Here is a 17127-nt window from a genome sequence, read left to right on the forward strand (position 1 = left end):
GCAGCGAAATAGCAGGCCCCGCGCACCCGTTCAGACCACCATGACCACAGACTCCACCGCCGCCTGGACCGCAGCCTTCCGCTCCGCCGTCGTCAGCCCGTACGAGATCATCGACCTCTTCGGACTCCGCGGCTTCGACGGACACACCCTCCGCCAGACCATCCGCCTCGACGGCGGCGGCACCGCCCTCCGCATCCGCCTCAGCAACCGCTACGGCAAGGAACCCCTCCACATCGGCGGCGCCCACCTCGCCAGACGCACCGAAGGAAGCGGCATCGACAGCGGCAGCGACACCCCCGTCCGGTTCGCAGGCGCCGAGGACTTCACCATCCCAGTGGGGGAGGAGCTCGTCAGCGACCCCGTCGACGGCCCCGTCACCGCGGGCGACGAGCTCACCCTCACCCTCTGGCTCCCCGACGAAACCGGCCTCTCCACCTACTCCGCCGTCCCCCTCCGCACCGGATACGCCGCCCCCGGCAACGCCCTCACCGCGGACACCCTCGACGGCATCGAAGGACTCGAAGAGCTCGCCACCCGCCACTACATCACCGGCGCCGACGTCCTCGCCCCCGCCGGCACCCGCATCGCCGTCGCCTTCGGAGACTCCTGGTTCGAAGGCACCGGCACCACCGCCGACACCGACCAGCGCTTCCCCGACCTGCTCAACAACCGCCTGCGCGACGCCGGAAGCACCGGCTGGGTGGTGAACCAGGGCCTCTCCGCCAACCGCCTGCTCACCGACGAGATCGGCGAACACGCCCTCGCCCGACTGCAACGCGACGCCCTCGACGTCCCCGGCGTCACCCACGTACTCATCCACTTCGGCCTCAACGACCTCGGCATCCCCGGCCAGGAGACCTACCCCGAACCCGCCCCCATCCCCACCACGGCCGACCTCATCGCGGGCCTCACCGCCCTCGCCGACCGCATCCACGCGGCCGGGCTCACCGCCACCGCCACCACCGTCGGCCCCTACAAGGACACGATCTACGAGGGCTACTCCACCCCCGAAGGCGTCGCCGTCGCCCGCGAGATCAATGACTGGCTCCGCGGCACCGACAGCCCCTTCGACTCCTACGCCGACTTCGCCGCCGCCGTCGCGGACCCGGCCGACCCCGACCGGATCCACGACGACTACGACAGCGGCGACGGCCTGCACGTCAACGACGCCGGAGCCAAGGCCCTCGCCGACTCCGTCGACCTCGCCACGCTCACGCTCTAGAACACGGGCGTGCCGTCCCGGGTCAGCTTCCAGTCCACCGACGCGAACTGACCCGGGTCCACCGTCCCCTTCGCCTTCACCCAGCCAATGATCGTGTTACGGATCTCCTCCGAATTCGCCCACAACTGCTTGGCCTTCGCGATGTGCGGGAAGTTGCCGCCACCACTCGCCCGATAGTTGTTCACGGCGAGCACGAACTCCGCCTCCGGATCCAGCTCCTTGCCCTCGAACCGCAGATCCACGATCCGCGAACCCACCGGCTTCGCGATGTCGATCTCATACGTCAGACCACTCACCGCGTCATAGTTGTAATCCGGCGTGTTGTCGGCATTCGTCAGCTTCGCCGGATCCACCGGACCGCCCGCGGGCGTCCGCACGTAATACCGCGCCGAGAACTCCAGATACTCCCGCACCTGCGCACCCGTCAGCAGCCGCGCCTCCAGGGTGTTCTCGAACGGATACAGACCCGCCGCATCCCGAATCGTCACCTCACCCGCAGGAATCTGCGCCGTACGCGAGAAACACGACGCCTGCGACAACACGGGAAGCGCCGCGTACGCCCCACCCTTCAACGCCTCCGCGACCGTCTCCCGCTGCACGAGGTTGATCAGGTCGATGATCGCGACATCCTTCACCGGACCCTCGGCCGTGCTCATCGCCGCCGTCGACGTACCGATCACCTGATTCACGTACGCCACGACCTTCTTGTGCTCGTCCGCAAGCAGCCGCGTGACCTTCCTGTCCTCCTCGACCGTGTTCGAGTTCAGGACCTCCGCGCCGACCCTCTCCACCGTCCAGCGGCCCTTCGACCACACCAGATCGAAGTCGAACAACGTCAGCCGCTGCCCCCACTTCAACGGCTCCGACAGCACGACCTTCTTGCCCGTCTTCTTGTTCTCCACGAAGTACTCGGGAATCTCCGTGTGCGCATGACCCACCAGAATCGCGTCGATCCCCGGCACCTGCTCCGCCACCAGACCCGCCGCGTTCTCCACATACGGCAACTGATCGCCGTACGACGACGTGCCACTCGACCCCGAATGCGCCGACACGATCACCACGTCCGCACCCATCGACCGCAGCTTCGGCACCCACTTCGCCGCCTGCTCCTCAAGACCCGGGAACGTCATCTTCCCCTGCACGTTCGCCTTGTCCCAGATCGCGATACCCGGATTCGTCAGACCCAGCACCGCCACCTTCACATCACGACCGTGCGGCGTACGGAGCCGCTTCATGAAGTACGGCGCGAAAGCCGGCCGCTGCGTCTTCGCATCCAGCGCGTTCGCACCCAGCAGCGGGAAATCACACTGCTCCTCGAACTTCCGCAACACCGGAATACCGTAATTGAACTCGTGATTGCCGAGCGCCGCCGCGTCGTACCCGATCGCGTTCATCGCCTGCGCCATCGGATGCACCGGACCACGCTTCGCCGTGATCGGATCGACCTTCGCGTAGTAGTACGACAACTGCGTACCCTGAATCGTGTCGCCCGCGTCGATGAGGAGGGTGTTCCGGCGGCCCTTCTCCGCACGGACCCGGTTCACCAACGTGGAGATCTTCGCCAGACCCACATCGTTGTGATCCTTGTCGTCGAACTCCTTGTCCGTGAAATAGTCCCAGTTGAACACGTTGCCGTGCAGATCCGTCGTACCGAGCACGGTGAACGAGTAGCGCCGCTCCCGCCGCGCGGGCCTCCCGGCGCCGTGCGCGGACGCGGCCGACGGCGCCACAACCGCACCCGTCACCGCCACACCCACACCCGTCGCGGCGGACGTGCCCAGGAACTTCCTGCGGTTCAACGGCATCTCTGTACTCCTCGTCAGGGCCACGGGGCCACGCTCAACGCACATGGTTAACGCGCGTAGATTCTGACCCCGACCCCCACACGGGCAACAGACCCCGCAGGTTGCGATCCGATGACTGTCCGGTACGCCCACGCGATGCGAGAGTGACCACATGGACACAGACCAGCACCCCGCACCCGCCACCCCCTACGGCACCCCCGACGCCCCCCGCCTCGCCGTCCGCGGCGAAGCACACCTCGAAGTCGACCCCGAAATCGCCCGCATCGGCATCACCGTCCAAGCCCGCGGCACCGACCGCCGCGACGCCCTCAACGACCTCACCCACCGCAACACCACCGTCCTCGACCTCATCAAGACCTACGGCGAAGCAGTCGAGAAAATCGAGACCGGCACCTTCTCCATCAGCCCCCAACTCACCAAACACGGCCGCGGCGAACGCATCCGCGCCTACCACGGCCGCGTCCACACCACCGCCGAACTCACCGACTTCACCGCACTCGGCGAACTCACCACCCGCCTCGCCGACCTCGACCTCACCCAGGTCGAAGGACCCTGGTGGGCCCTCCGACCCGACTCACCCACCCACCGCCACGCCCGGCAGCAAGCCGTCCGCGAAGCCGTCCAACGCGCCCGCGAATACGCCGAAGCACTCGGCACCGGCCTCGCCGCCCTCGTCGAACTCGCCGACATCGGCGCCGACAGTCCCCCCGCCCCGAGCTACGGAGGATTCGCCGGCGGCATGCGCTCCGCCGTCGCCTACGGAGGCGCCCCCGACCTCACCGAAGCCCCGCCCCTCGACCTCGAACCCCAACGCCAACACGTCTACGCGACCGTCAACGCCCGCTTCACGATGACCCCACCGCACCTGTCGTAACGCTCATCGGAGCGGCGCCCCGCACAATTCAACACTTGTCAATAACCCTTCATGCAAAGGTTGTTGAGTAGTCACCCCCGACCAATTCTCTACCCACGGGTAAGGCCTAGGGTCGAACCATGCGCCGAGCGAAAATCGTCTGCACCCTGGGACCCGCGACCGACTCGTACGACCAGATCAAGGCCCTGGTCGAAGCCGGAATGGACGTGGCACGCTTCAACCTCAGCCACGGCACCCACGCCGAGCACGAGGAGCGCTACCAGCGCGTGCGAAAGGCCTCCGAGGAGACAGGACGCAGCGTCGGCATCCTCGCCGACCTTCAAGGCCCGAAGATCCGCCTCGGCCGCTTCCGCGAAGGCCCCGTACTACTCGAACGCGGCGACGAGTTCACCATCACCGTCGAAAACGGCGTCGAAGGCGACCGCCAACTCTGCGGCACCACCTACGACGGCCTCGCCGACGACGTCACCACCGGCGAACGCATCCTCGTCGACGACGGCAAGGTGACACTTGAGGTCACCGCCGTCGACGGCCCCCGCGTCACCACCACCGTCATCGAAGGCGGCATGGTCTCCGACCACAAGGGCCTCAACCTCCCCGGCGTCGCCGTCTCCGTCCCCGCCCTCTCCGACAAGGACCAGGACGACCTCCGCTGGGCCCTGCGTTCAGGCTTCGACGTCATCGCCCTCTCCTTCGTCCGCAGCGGACGCGACATCGAAGACGTCCACCGCATCATGGACGAAGAAGGCCACCGACTCCCCGTCATCGCCAAGGTCGAAAAGCCCCAGGCCGTCGACAACATCGAAGACATCGTCGCCGCCTTCGACGGCATCATGGTCGCCCGAGGCGACCTCGGCGTCGAAATGCCCCTGGAACAAGTCCCGATCGTCCAGAAGCGCGCGATCAAACTCGCCAAGCGCAACGCCAAGCCGGTCATCGTCGCCACGCAGATGCTCGACTCGATGATCGACAACTCCCGCCCCACGAGGGCGGAGGCAAGCGACGTGGCCAACGCCGTCATCGACGGCACGGACGCGGTGATGCTCTCCGGCGAGACGAGCGTCGGCAAGTACCCCATCGAGACCGTCAAGACGATGGGCCGCATCGTCGAAGCGGCGGAAGAGGACATCCTCGCGAAGGGCCTGCCCCCACTCACGGAACGCAACAAGCCCCGCACCCAGGGCGGCGCCGTCGCCCGCGCGGCAGCGGAAATGGGAGACTTCCTCGGCGCGAAGTTCCTGGTCGCCTTCACCCAGTCCGGCGACACGGTCCGCCGCCTCTCCCGCTACCGCTCACCCATCCCGCTCCTCGCCTTCACCCCCGACAAGGCGACACGCTCCCAGCTGAACCTCACGTGGGGCGTCGAGACCCTCCTCGGCCCGCACGTCGACTCCACCGACGCGATGGTCGACCAGGTGGACGAGCTGCTGCTCAAGATCGGCCGCTGCCAGAAGGGCGACGTCGTCGTCATCACGGCGGGCTCCCCGCCCGGGGTCCCCGGCTCCACGAACCTGGTCCGCATCCACCACATCGGCGAGGACGACAGTCCGAAGTAGCGGTTCAGTGTTTCGGGCCGACGTGGACGTCCATGAGGGCCACGTCGGCTTTGCGGGCGACGGAGATGTTGTACGGGTTCCCGTGCCGGGTGCAGTGCGTCCAGCCGACGCCGAGCGTGTTGAGGGTGCGGGTGAAGAGCTCCCTGATGTCGTCGGAGACGTTGGTGAAGAAGTAGCGGGGGTATTCGTAGCGCTTGCGCTCGCCGCCGACGAGGCGGGTCGTCCAGTTGGTGATGCGGCACCCGTCGGAGTGGATGAGCCCGCGGACGAAGTCCCACGGGTGGGCGTCGACGATCCCTTGTTGCCAGGGTTCGAGGGCGATCTTGCGGTCGTGCTTCTTGCCGGGGCCGTGCTGGGGGAAGAGGCAGGGCCAGTGTTTGCTCCAGGAAGTGACGTACTGGCAGCCGGTGCTCTGGACGCGGCACACCTTGTTCGTCGGACGTACGGCCGAGACGGCTTTGGCACAGGCGTCGATGAGGCCGGGCCACACATCGGCACAGGAAATCCGTAGGGAATAGACGCCCCGGCGCTGATGGCTGATGCAGCCGTCGCCGAGGTAGAGACCCAGCAGGTACGAATACGCAGCGGGGTCCTCGGGAGCGCGCGGCTCGTCCGCACACCGAGGGCACGGGTCGGCGCGACCGCGTTCGAGCGGCTCGATGCGGGTCTGCCAGGACCGGATGGCGGCTCTGGAGACGCCGGTCTCCTTGCTGACGGAGTTCAGGCTGCGGCCCTGGCCGACGAGGGCCAGGGCCCGCTTGCATGTGCCCATGTCGTACATGAGCTCACTCTGCTTGGAATTGATCTCCGGGGCGCAGCAAAAAGCGGATGTTCACGGGAACGGGAACATCCGCTTGCAGGTGCTGACCTTGGAGATAAAGGAAAAGTGCCCCGGGTGGGACTCGAACCCACACTGTAAGGTGTTTGAGACCTTCGTCTGCTGCCAATTGGACTACCGGGGCCCAGCGAATTAAAGGTTTACCCTGACCCGCTGCCCACCCACCATACCGCAGCTAGGTAGGCTCTTGGGAGCTGCACCCCTGCCCTGATCTAGGAGCCCCCGTGACCGCCCCCGAGTCGCCCCAGCCCACCGACGCGTCGGACGACGACAAGTCGCACGTGCCTCCGCTGACGACCCGCGTCGTCATCGCCGAGGACGAGGCCCTGATCCGGCTCGACCTCAAAGAGATGCTGGAGGAAGAGGGCTACAGCGTCGTCGGCGAGGCCGGTGACGGTCAGATGGCCGTCGAGCTCGCCCGCGAGCACAAGCCGGACCTGGTGATCCTGGACGTGAAGATGCCCGTCCTGGACGGCATCTCCGCGGCGGAGAAGATCGCCGAGGAGTCCATCGCCCCCGTACTGATGCTGACCGCGTTCTCGCAGCGCGACCTCGTGGAGCGCGCGAGGGACGCCGGCGCGATGGCGTACCTGGTGAAGCCGTTCAGCAAGAGCGACGTCGTGCCGGCCATCGAGATGGCCGTGTCCCGCTTCACGGAGCTGAAGGCGCTGGAGCAGGAGGTCGCGGACCTCTCGCAGCGGCTGGAGACGCGGAAGCTGGTCGACCGGGCGAAGTCGATTCTGCAGACGGAGTACGGCCTCACCGAGCCCGCCGCGTTCCGGTGGATCCAGAAGACGTCGATGGACCGTCGGCTGTCGATGCAGCAGGTCGCGGAGGCGGTCATTGAGGACGCCGAGGAGAAGAAGGCGTCGAAGGGCTAGTCCGTAGCCCCTGCGTTCGTGCCGAGGCCCGCACCCCCGTCGATGGGGGTGCGGGCCTCTTCGCGTCGGCGTGGGACGGAGTGTGCGGCTCAGTCCTCGCCGAGGTATGCCTTCCGCACGGACTCGTCGTGCAGAAGATCCCCGCCCGTGCCGGAGAGGACGATCTTGCCGACCTCCATGACGTGGCCGTGGTCGGCGAGGGAGAGCGCGGCCTGGGCGTTCTGTTCGACCAGGAGAATGGTCGTGCCGTTGGCCTTGAGCTCGGAGATCGTCGCCATGATCTTCTGCATCATGATCGGCGAGAGTCCCATGGAGGGTTCGTCGAGCATGAGGAGCTTGGGCTGGGACATCAGCGCGCGGCCCATGGCGAGCATCTGCTGTTCGCCGCCCGAGAGCGTGCCCGCGGCCTGCTTCTTCCGTTCTCCGAGGATGGGGAAGAGTTCGTAGGCGCGGTTGATGTCCTTTTCGATGCCTGCCTTGTCGGAGCGGAGGTAGGCGCCGAGGCGGAGGTTGTTCTCGATGGTCATGCGGGGGAAGATGTGGCGGCCTTCGGGGGAGTGGGCGAGGCCTTGCGCGACGATCTGGTCGGCGCGGTATTTCCGTAGCGGCTTGCCGTTGAACTTGATGGAGCCGCCCACGGGCTTCAGCAGTCCCGACAATGTCCGGAGCGTGGTCGTCTTGCCCGCGCCGTTCGTGCCGATGAGCGTGACGACTTCTCCGGCGTTGACTTTGAAGCTGATGCCTTTGACGGCTTCGATTTTGCCGTAGGCGACGCGGAGGTCCTCGACCTCAAGGAGTGCGGTCATTTGTTGTTCTCCTCGAAGGGCTCGCCGAGGTATGCGGCGATGACGCGGTCGTCCTGTTGCACGGTTTCGCTGGTGCCTTCGACGAGTTTTTCGCCTTGGACGAGGACGGCGACGCGGTCGCAGAGGTTGAAGATGAAGCGCATGTCGTGCTCGATGACGAGGACGGCGATGCCCATGTCGCGGATGGCGAAGACGAGTTCTTCGGTGGCGCGGGTCTCCTGGGGGTTCATGCCGGCCGTCGGCTCGTCGAGGAGAAGGAGACCCGGTTCGCTCGCCAGGGCTCGGGCGATCTCCAGCTTGCGCTGTTCTCCGTAGGGGAGGTTGCGCGAGAGGTGTTCGGCCTTGTCGGCGAGGCCGACGAACTCCAGGAGCTCCAGGGCGCGGGCCTTGGACGCCGCCTCCGCCTTGTGGAAGCCGGGGCCGCGCAGCAGGGCCGACCAGAGGCCTTCCTTGGTCCGCGTGTGGCGGCCTACGAGGACGTTCTCCAGGACCGTCATGTTGGCGAAGAGCCTGATGTTCTGGAAGGTGCGGGCGATGCCTGCCGCGGTGACCTTGAAGGATTTGGCGGGGAGGATGTCGCCCTTGTAGCGGACCTCGCCCTCGGTGGGGATGTAGAGGCCGGTGAGGCAGTTGAAGAAGGTGGTTTTGCCTGCGCCGTTGGGGCCGATGAGGCCGACGATTTCGCCGCTGTTGACGGTGAGGTCGACGGAGCGTACGGCGGTGAGGCCGCCGAAGCGCATGGTGACGCCGCGGGCGTCGAGGACGTTTTCGCCGGCCGGGGTGGCGGGGGTGCGGTCCTCTTTGGTGGTGTCGGTGGTCATGGGTCAGACCCCTGTCTTGCTGAGGGCTGCGGGTGGCGGCGTCTCGCCGGGGCTGAGTTCGGCCTCGTGGAATTCGAGTTGGCGGCGGCGGTTGGGGATGAGGCCTTCGGGGCGGAAGCGCATGAGGAGGACGAGTGCGAGTCCGAAGGCGAACAGCTGGTAGTCGCCGAGGAATTGGAGTTTGTTGGGGATGAGGTAGAGCAGTGCGGCGCCGACGAGGGGGCCGCTGATGGTGCCCATGCCGCCGAGGACGACGGCTGCCAGGAGGAAGGCGGAGTTGGGGGGCACGGAGTTCGCGAACTGGTATTGCTCCGGCGTCACGGTGTAGGTGACGTGCGCCTGGACCGTACCGGCGAGGCCGGCGAGTGAGGCGCCGAGGGCGAAGGCGATGAGTTTGACGCGGAAGCCGTTGATGCCCATGGCGAGTGCGGCGGTTTCGTCTTCGCGGATGGCGACCCAGGCGCGTCCGATGCGGCTGTTCTCGCTGCGTCGGAAGACGAGGACGACGACGAGGGTGATGAGCAGCATCAGGAAGAAGTAGTTGGCGAATCGGCCGATGGTCTGGCCGAGGATGCTGTGCTCTACGCCGAAGTCGAAGCCGAAGATTTTGAGGTTGGGGATGGAGGAGATTCCGTTGGATCCGTTGGTGATGTCGGGTCCGGAGGAGCCGTCGGAGTTGTTGGCGGCGAGGCGGAAGATTTCGCCGAATCCGAGGGTGACGATGGCGAGGTAGTCGCCGCGGAGGCGGAGTGTGGGGGCGCCGATGAGGACGCCGAAGACGAGGGATGCGCCTGCGCCGACGAGGATGGCGCCCCAGAAGGGGAGGTGGACGTCGAAGGGGGATGAAGGCGATCCGGAGACCATGGAGGCGGCGTAGGCGCCGACGCCGAGGAAGGCGACGTATCCGAGGTCGAGGAGTCCGGCGAGTCCGACGACGATGTTCAGGCCGAGGGCGACGGTGGCGAAGATGAGGATGTAGACGCCGATGGTGGCGTATTGGTCGTCGCTCTGGGTGAAGGGGAATGCGGCGGCGGCGAGGAAGGCGCCGGTGAGGGTGACGTTGCGGTGGCGTGCGGTGTACGTGGAGACCTGGGCGACGAGTCCGGCTTTGGCGAGTGCGGCGAAGCAGAAGCCGACGGTGAGGAGGAAGCCGATGAAGAGTTCGTCGTATTCGGTGCCGATGCCGTAGGTGAAGACGAGCAGGCCGACGGCGAGGGCCGCGATGATGATGAGGATTTCGAGGTACGAGTTGAGTTTGCGGGCCGGTGCCGGGGTGGTGTCGGCGGCGAAGGCGCCCTTGGTGATGGTGCTGGCGTTGCGGCAGCGGTGTTTGAACTGTTCCCAGGTGCTGTCCTCTTCGTCGACCGGGTAGGTGTGCGGCCGGTGGAAGGGGAGGGCGAGGGCGCCGATGAGGGCGGTGAGGGTGGCGATGGCCGCTATCCAGCCGCCGGGTTCGAGGTTGGCGAGGCCGCCGAGTGTGTCGCTGATCGCGATGATCGTGTACCAGGCGGTGGTGAACGCGGCGATGGCGGCGTATTTGAGTGCGGCGTCGGTGCCGGCGGGGGCGATGGTGCGCAGGCCTTTTACTCCGTAGGAGGCGAGTCCGAGGAGTGTGGTGAGGGCGCCGGCGATGAGGACGAGGACTTGGAGGCCGCCGGGGTAGCCGTAGACGGTGAGGTCGCCGGGGAATTTGGCGGTCCAGGTCCAGGCCATGAACGTGGAGATGATGGTGAGGATGCCGCCGCCGGTGGTGAGGGCGCGGGCGGGGCCGACGGGGATGGGGATGAGCCCGGTGGGGGGCTTCTCCTTGTGCGGCTGGGGGCTGTCGGCCGTGGTGGTGTGTGTGGTCATTGGTGTCACGCCCTGTCCGCGACGCGCTCGCCGAGGAGGCCTTGGGGCCTGACGAGGAGTACGACGATGAGGAGTACGAACGCCCAGACGTCGGCCCAGGACTGGCCGCCGAGCTTGTCCATGCCGGGTACGTCGTTGATGTAGGCGGTGGCCATGGATTCGGCGAGTCCGAGGACGACGCCGCCGATCATGGCGCCGTAGATGTTGCCGATGCCGCCGAGTACGGCTGCGGTGAAGGCTTTGAGGCCGAGGATGAATCCCATGCGGAAGTCGATCTGGCCGTATTTGAGTCCGCGGGCGACGGCGGCGATGCCGGCGAAGGCGGCGCCGATGGCGAAGGCGACGACGATGACGCGGTCGGTGTTGATGCCCATGAGTTTGGCGGTGTCGGGGTCCTGCGCGGTGGCCTGCATGCCGCGGCCGATGCGGGTCTTCATGACGAACCAGCCGAGGGCGACCATGCAGATGGGGGCGGTGATGAGCAGGAAGACGTCGCCGGGTTGCATGGTGACGGAGCCGATGTGGATGGAGCCGCCGGGGAGTTCGGGGAAGGAGCGGGCCGACTTCGCTTCGGGGTACCAGGCCCAGACGGCTTGCTGGAGGGCGAGGGAGAGGCCGATGGCGGTGATGAGCGGGGCGAGGCGTGGTGCGCCGCGCAGGGGGCGGTAGGCGAAGCGTTCGGCTCCGATGGCGATGGTGGTGGAGACGAAGATGGCGCCTATGAGCATGAGGGGCAGGGCGGCCCAGACGCTGGTGCCGGCGGGGAGCCAGAGCCAGACGGTGAGGGCGCCGAATCCGCCGGTCATGAAGATCTCGCCGTGGGCGAAGTTGATGAGCTGGACGATGCCGTAGACCATTGTGTAGCCGATGGCGATGAGGCCGTACATGGATCCCAGTAGCAGGCCGTTGACCAGCTGTTGCGGCAGTTCGTGCACCGCAGTCCTCCGAGTCTTTCGTGCGACGGATGCGACGCCGCGCGGGGCGCTTGTCTGCGGCGCCCCGCGCGGGGGTTGTCGTGTGGGCTACGGGCCGGGGTCAGTTGCTCCCGGTGTAGGTGCCGGACTCGACGGGCTTCCAGCCGCTCTTGGGGTCGGTGGTCTTGACCTGGTACACGGTGAGCTGCTTGTTGGTGGCGTCGCCGTATTCGTCGAAGGAGACCTTGCCGGTGACGCCGTCGAAGGAGACGCCCTTCATGGCGTCGATGACCTTGGCGCGGGCGTCGTCGGGGAGCTTGCCGTCGTTGTCGTCGACGACCTTCTTGACGGCTTCGATGATGGCCCAGGCGCTGTCGTAGGAGTAGCCGCCGTAGGCCTCGTAGGCTTCCTTGAAGCCGGCCTTCTTGTAGTTGGCGATGAACTCCTTGGCGGAGGGCAGTTCTTCGACGGGCTGGCCGACGGAGGTGGCGTAGTCGCCGACGCCCTGCTTGCCGGAGAGCTTGATGAAGTCGGCGCTGTAGATGCCGTCGCCGCCGACGAGGGGGGCTTTGGAGCCGGCCTGCTTCATCTGCTTGCTGAGGGGTCCGGCCTGGGGGTACTCGCCGCCGTAGTAGACGAGGTCCGCGTCGCTGTTGCGGATCTTGGTGGCGACGGCGCCGAAGTCCTTGGTGTCGGGGTTGATGTGCTCGGTGCCGACGACCTTGCCGCCCAGCTTGGTGAACTCGTCCTTGAAGGTGGCGGCGAGTCCGGCTCCGTAGGTCTTCTTGTCGTCGACGACGAAGACCTTCTTCTTCTTGGCCTTGTTGTACAGGTACTGGGCGGCGAACGGGCCCTGGATGGCGTCCGTGGTGGCGGTGCGGAAGTAGGACTTGTAGGGGCGTGCCTTCTTGCCGCCGTTCCAGTCCGGGCCCTGGGTGAGGGCGGGGTTGGTGTTGGCGGGGGAGACCTGGACGAGTTTGGCGTCGTCGAAGACCTTCTGCATCGATTCGGCGACGGAGGAGTTCAGGGGGCCGACGGCTCCGAGGACGTCCTTGTCGGCGACGAGCTTGGTGGCGTTGGTCTGGCCGGACGAGGGCTGTCCCTGGTCGTCGAGGGCTTCGATCTTGAACGTGACGCCGTCGACGTACTCCTTGGCGTTGGCCTGCTTGGTGGCGAGGTCGACGGAGTTGCGGATGCCGAGGCCCAGCGCGGAGAGTTCGCCGGTCAGTGGCGCGTCGACGCCGATGACCACGGTGGTGCCGCCACCGGCCTCGTCTCCGTCGTCCTTGTCGTCGCGCGAGCCACAGGCGGTGAGGGTGAGAGCCCCCGCGGTGAGTGCAGCGGTGATGGCTATGAGCGAACGTTGACGCACGATCAGTCCTTTCCCCTGGCACGGCTGTCCCTTGTTGGGATGCCGAGTCGAGCGCGGAACCGAACTGACAGGAATCCGGTGGGCGCGGTGACTGGCCGTGACTCTAAGGGCGCCTTTGTTCTTGGTGGAGTGGTCGGGCCAAGGCTGTGACGCTCTTGTTATGCCACGGAGTATTCCGGGCTGGAACGCGGGGGGCGGTTGGGGCTGAATATGGCCTTGTTCGGTGGATCTCGACGTATCCGCATGCTGAGAAACCCCAGGGCAACTTGCAGGACTGTAATGCAGTTTGACTCATGACAGCGGTGTTCGTGGGCATGCGGCCGTGAGGGCGGCGGAAAGATCATTCGCGTATTCCGGACCCAGGATGTAACTCTGCTTCTCGTTTGCGCGCACATTACGCAGCGTTACTTCGAGAAAAGGGAGTCCCGCATTCCGGGGCACTTCTCCGCATTCGCGAATGTGCATCGTAATGATCAACTTCCGGGGTGATCCCGATTTGACCTCGAAAGGGGTGAGAGGGGACGTGCTGACCGAAAGGGCCGCCGACGGCTGGGCGATCCGGCGGACGGTCGCGGGCGGTCCCGACTCCTGCGCGAACGCGACGGCGAAGGAGAACGTGCGGTCCCCGGCGCGGGGGCGCGACATGTCGCCCTCGTACGTCACGGAGACGCTCTGTGACGGCCACGGCGGGGGCGGTGGGGGTGGCGGCTCCGGTCGCGTCACGTGGAAGCCGATCGCGGCGGCGCCGATGATCGCGGCTGTCGCGGCGGCGAGGGTGGTGCGGCGGAACCGGGGCGGTCTCGGCCGGGGGCGGCCGGGGCGTGCGGACTCGTGGTCGTAGGTGTCCTCGCCCGGCTCGACCGGTCCGATGGCCATCATGTCCACGGCCCGCCGCTCGGCCCGCCGTCGCGGTTGCGCTCCGCGCACCGCTCGCGCGCCTGACGGCCGATCAACTTCCGCCCGGCGGCGTCTGTTTCACGCCTGCGCTCGGCGCGTGCGGCGTCGAGGATGTCGCGCAGGATGAGGTACTGCCCGTTCGACAGGCCCATCGACTGATAGTCGCCGTAGGTCTTGTCCCCCGAGTCGTAGATCTTGTGCGCCCACTTGGTGATGATCGTGGTGCACAGGTCGGCGGGGGACGTGGAGCCCTGGGAGCGGCTCCGGGCCGCATCGGGTTCGCCGGATCCGGAATCACCACATCCGGCGACGGCGGTGAGGGCGGCGAGGACGAGCGCACAGAGCGATATCCGGTGCCTCATGAAGAGACGCTAGACCGAAGCCGCCCGCTCCGACAATGTGCACGTCGGCCTCACCGCGCCACCGTCCCCGCCCGTGCGGGGTCAGCCCGTGGTGTTCCCCGCGTCCCGCAGCATGCACGTCAGACGCGCGGTGCACACCCGCTTGTCCTGCTCGTCACTGATCACGATCTCGTACGTCGCCGTGGAGCGGCCCCGGTGCACGGGCGTCGCGACGCCGGTGACCAGGCCGGAGCGGGCGCCGCGGTGGTGCGTGCAGTTCAGGTCGACGCCGACGGCGAGCTTCTGCGCGCCCCCGTGCAGCATCGCGCCGACCGAGCCGAGGGTCTCCGCGAGCACCGCGGACGCGCCGCCGTGCAGGAGTCCGTACGGCTGTGTGTTGCCCTCGACCGGCATCGTGCCGACGACGCGCTCCGCCGAGGCCTCCAGGATCTGCACGCCCATGCGGGTGCCGAGGTGTCCGGCCGAGAACAGGGAGGGCAGGTCGACCCCGAGCGATGCGTACTCGTCGAGGACTTCCTGCGGGAACTTCACGCTGTGCTGCTCGCCCATGGGGCCAGGCTCCGTTCGTTCGTCGTCGCACCTGTCGACTGAGCAAACGCTCAGTCGACGGCCGATTGTTCCAGGCGGACGACCACGGACTTGCTGGCAGGGGTGTTGCTGGTGTCCGCGGTGGCATCGAGCGGCACCAGGACGTTGGTCTCGGGGTAGTACGCGGCGGCGCAGCCGCGTGCCGTCGGGTAGTGCACGATGCGGAAGCCGGGGGCGCGGCGCTCCACGCCGTCCTGCCATTCGCTGACGAGGTCGGCGTACGTTCCCTCGGTGAGGCCGAGGTCGGCCGCGTCCTCGGGGTGGACGAGGACGACGCGGCGGCCGTTCTTGATGCCGCGGTAGCGGTCGTCGAGGCCGTAGATCGTGGTGTTGTACTGGTCGTGGGAGCGGATGGTCTGGAGCAGCAGCCGTCCCTTCGGGACGGCCGGGTACTCGACGGGGGCGGCGGTGAAGTTGGCCTTGCCGGTGGCGGTGGGGAAGCGGCGCTCGTCGCGCGGGGCGTGGGGCAGGGCGAAGCCGCCGGGGCGGGCGATCTTGGCGTTGAAGTCCTCGAAGCCGGGGATCACGCGTGCGATGCGGTCGCGGACGGTCGCGTAGTCCTTCTCGAACTCCTCCCACGGTGTGCGGGACGTCTCGCCGAGGACGCGGCGGGCGAGGCGGCACACGATGGCGGGCTCGGAGAGGAGCTGCGCGCTCGCGGGCTCCAGGCGGCCGCGGGAGGCGTGGACCATGCCCATGGAGTCCTCGACGGTCACGACCTGTTCGCCGCTTCCCTGGAGGTCGCGTTCGGTGCGGCCGAGCGTCGGGAGGATGAGGGCGCGGGCGCCGGTGACGGTGTGGGAGCGGTTGAGTTTCGTCGACACGTGGACGGTGAGGCGGGCGCGGCGCATCGCGGCCTCGGTGACGTCGGTGTCGGGGGAGGCGGAGACGAAGTTGCCGCCCATCGCGAAGAACACCTTCGCGTCGCCGTCGCGCAGGGCGCGGATGGCGCGGACGACGTCGAGGCCGTGGTGGCGGGGCGGCGCGAAGCCGAACTCCTTCTCCAGGGCGTCGAGGAAGGCGGGCGCGGGGCGTTCGAAGATGCCCATGGTGCGGTCGCCCTGCACGTTGGAGTGGCCGCGCACGGGGCAGACGCCGGCGCCGGGGCGGCCGATGTTGCCGCGCAGCAGCAGGAAGTTGACGACTTCGCGGATGGTCGGCACGGAGTGCTTGTGCTGGGTGAGGCCCATGGCCCAGCAGACGACGGTGCGCTTGGAGGCGAGCACCATGCTCAGTGCTTCCTCGATGCGTGCGCGGTCGAGGCCGGTGGCGCGCAGGGTGTCGTCCCAGTCGGCGTCGCGTGCGGCGGCGACGAAGTTCTCGTAGCCGTGGGTGTGCTCGCGGACGAACTCTTCGTCGACGGCGCCCTCGGTCTCCAGGATGAGCTTGTTGAGGAGGCGGAAGAGGGCCTGGTCGCCGCCGAGGCGGATCTGCAGGAAGAGGTCGGTGAGGGCGGTGCCCTTGAGCATGCCCTGCGGGGTCTGCGGGTTCTTGAAGCGTTCCATGCCCGCTTCGGGCAGCGGATTGACCGTGATGATCTTCGCGCCGTTGTTCTTGGCCTTCTCCAGGGCGGAGAGCATGCGCGGGTGGTTCGTGCCGGGGTTCTGTCCGGCGACGATGATCAGATCCGACTTGTAGAGGTCCTCCAGGAGGACGCTGCCCTTGCCGATGCCGATGGTCTCGGTGAGTGCGGAGCCGGACGACTCGTGGCACATGTTGGAGCAGTCGGGGAGGTTGTTCGTGCCGAGCTCGCGGGCGAACAGCTGGTACAGGAACGCGGCTTCGTTGCTGGTCCTGCCCGAGGTGTAGAAGACGGACTCGTCGGGGGAGTCGAGGGCGGCGATCTCCTCGGCGATGATGTCGAAGGCCCGGTCCCAGGACACCGGCTCGTACCGCTCCGAGCCTTCCGGCAGGTACATGGGGTGGGTGAGGCGGCCCTGCTGTCCCAGCCAGTACCCACTGCGGGTGGCGAGGTCCGCGACGGGGTGCTCGGCGAAGAAGTCGGGGGTGACGCGGCGCAGCGTGGCTTCTTCGGCGACGGCCTTCGCGCCGTTCTCGCAGAACTCCGCCTTGTGCCGGTGGTCCGGCTCGGGCCAGGCGCAGCCGGGGCAGTCGAAGCCGTTCTTCTGGTTGACGCGGAGCAGGGTGAGGGCGGTGCGGCGCACGCCCATCTGCTGCTGCGCCATGCGCAGGGTGTGGCCGATGGCGGGGAGGCCGGCGGCCGCGTGCTGGACCTCGGCGACCTGCGGCGCGTCCTGGACCGGATCGCCCTTGGGCGGCTTGCTTGCCATGGTCGGCTCCCCTTCGAGCACGTGCGTGAGCTACGTCTCCGATCCTCCC

15 protein-coding genes and 1 tRNA gene are annotated in these 17127 nt (G+C 67.4%); 5 read left to right on the forward strand and 11 right to left on the reverse strand.

Features of this window, described 5'->3' with window-relative positions; all coding sequences use genetic code 11:
- The first annotated feature begins 40 nt into the window (after positions 1–40).
- Positions 41–1222: a GDSL-type esterase/lipase family protein gene (locus tag DEJ48_RS29315; RefSeq protein ID WP_150219212.1), complete on the forward strand. Its 1182-nt coding sequence runs from the start codon at positions 41–43 to the stop codon at positions 1220–1222.
- On the opposite strand, the gene DEJ48_RS29320 is transcribed toward DEJ48_RS29315, so the two are convergent.
- Positions 1219–3027, reverse strand: a complete 1809-nt coding sequence (locus DEJ48_RS29320) for a bifunctional metallophosphatase/5'-nucleotidase (protein ID WP_150221470.1) — start codon at positions 3025–3027, stop codon at positions 1219–1221. The two genes, DEJ48_RS29315 and DEJ48_RS29320, sit on opposite strands and share 4 nt — an antisense overlap.
- A 151-nt stretch (positions 3028–3178) precedes the next feature.
- Between DEJ48_RS29320 and DEJ48_RS29325 the strand changes: the two genes are divergently transcribed.
- Positions 3179–3901: an SIMPL domain-containing protein gene (locus tag DEJ48_RS29325; RefSeq protein ID WP_150219213.1), complete on the forward strand. Its 723-nt coding sequence runs from the start codon at positions 3179–3181 to the stop codon at positions 3899–3901.
- 119 nt (positions 3902–4020) lie between these two features.
- Positions 4021–5457 carry a pyruvate kinase gene (gene pyk, locus DEJ48_RS29330; protein ID WP_150219214.1) on the forward strand — a complete coding sequence of 479 codons (1437 nt, stop codon included), beginning with the start codon at positions 4021–4023 and terminating at the stop codon, positions 5455–5457.
- A 4-nt stretch (positions 5458–5461) separates the two neighbouring features.
- Here pyk and DEJ48_RS29335 read toward each other — a convergent pair whose 3' ends face one another.
- Positions 5462–6238, reverse strand: a complete 777-nt coding sequence (locus DEJ48_RS29335) for a transcriptional regulator (RefSeq protein WP_150219215.1) — start codon at positions 6236–6238, stop codon at positions 5462–5464.
- Positions 6239–6344: 106 nt separating this feature from the next.
- A tRNA-Leu gene (locus tag DEJ48_RS29340) sits at positions 6345–6419 on the reverse strand.
- A gap of 100 nt (positions 6420–6519) precedes the next feature.
- Between DEJ48_RS29340 and DEJ48_RS29345 the strand changes: the two genes are divergently transcribed.
- Complete coding sequence (locus tag DEJ48_RS29345; RefSeq protein WP_150219216.1) at positions 6520–7176, forward strand: ANTAR domain-containing response regulator; 657 nt, start codon at positions 6520–6522, stop codon at positions 7174–7176.
- Between the two features lie 89 nt (positions 7177–7265).
- Here the strand turns inward: DEJ48_RS29345 and DEJ48_RS29350 are convergent, their stop codons facing one another.
- The 5 genes from DEJ48_RS29350 to DEJ48_RS29370 all read right to left on the reverse strand — a co-directional run bounded on the left by DEJ48_RS29350 (position 7266) and on the right by DEJ48_RS29370 (position 12940).
- A complete protein-coding gene (locus DEJ48_RS29350; RefSeq protein WP_150219217.1) occupies positions 7266–7982 on the reverse strand; it encodes an ABC transporter ATP-binding protein in 717 nt (238 codons plus the stop codon).
- The gene (locus tag DEJ48_RS29355) at positions 7979–8803 is read right to left on the reverse strand and encodes an ABC transporter ATP-binding protein (protein WP_223832244.1); all 825 of its coding nucleotides are present in this window, start codon (positions 8801–8803) and stop codon (positions 7979–7981) included. The genes DEJ48_RS29350 and DEJ48_RS29355 overlap by 4 nt, the downstream gene beginning before the upstream one ends.
- A 3-nt stretch (positions 8804–8806) precedes the next feature.
- Entirely contained in the window at positions 8807–10654 is a 1848-nt protein-coding gene (locus DEJ48_RS29360; protein ID WP_150219218.1) for a branched-chain amino acid ABC transporter permease, read from the reverse strand.
- 5 nt (positions 10655–10659) lie between these two features.
- On the reverse strand, positions 10660–11589 hold the full coding sequence (locus DEJ48_RS29365) for a branched-chain amino acid ABC transporter permease (protein ID WP_150219219.1): 930 nt from the start codon (positions 11587–11589) through the stop codon (positions 10660–10662).
- A gap of 100 nt (positions 11590–11689) precedes the next feature.
- Entirely contained in the window at positions 11690–12940 is a 1251-nt protein-coding gene (locus tag DEJ48_RS29370; protein WP_150219220.1) for a branched-chain amino acid ABC transporter substrate-binding protein, read from the reverse strand.
- Positions 12941–13463: 523 nt separating this feature from the next.
- On the opposite strand from DEJ48_RS29370, the gene DEJ48_RS39870 reads away from it, so the two are divergent.
- Positions 13464–13781: a hypothetical protein gene (locus DEJ48_RS39870; RefSeq protein WP_190537669.1), complete on the forward strand. Its 318-nt coding sequence runs from the start codon at positions 13464–13466 to the stop codon at positions 13779–13781.
- Between the two features lie 34 nt (positions 13782–13815).
- On the opposite strand, the gene DEJ48_RS29380 is transcribed toward DEJ48_RS39870, so the two are convergent.
- The 3 genes from DEJ48_RS29380 to DEJ48_RS29390 all read right to left on the reverse strand — a co-directional run bounded on the left by DEJ48_RS29380 (position 13816) and on the right by DEJ48_RS29390 (position 17078).
- Positions 13816–14199, reverse strand: coding sequence for a hypothetical protein (locus DEJ48_RS29380; RefSeq protein ID WP_150219221.1), 384 nt, complete (start codon positions 14197–14199; stop codon positions 13816–13818).
- An 81-nt stretch (positions 14200–14280) separates the two neighbouring features.
- Positions 14281–14748, reverse strand: coding sequence for a PaaI family thioesterase (locus tag DEJ48_RS29385; protein ID WP_150219222.1), 468 nt, complete (start codon positions 14746–14748; stop codon positions 14281–14283).
- A gap of 50 nt (positions 14749–14798) precedes the next feature.
- The gene (locus DEJ48_RS29390) at positions 14799–17078 is read right to left on the reverse strand and encodes an FdhF/YdeP family oxidoreductase (RefSeq protein WP_150219223.1); all 2280 of its coding nucleotides are present in this window, start codon (positions 17076–17078) and stop codon (positions 14799–14801) included.
- Positions 17079–17127: the final 49 nt, after the last annotated feature.

It is taken from the genome of Streptomyces venezuelae (assembly GCF_008642315.1).
In the GTDB taxonomy this organism is placed as follows: domain Bacteria; phylum Actinomycetota; class Actinomycetes; order Streptomycetales; family Streptomycetaceae; genus Streptomyces; species Streptomyces venezuelae_D.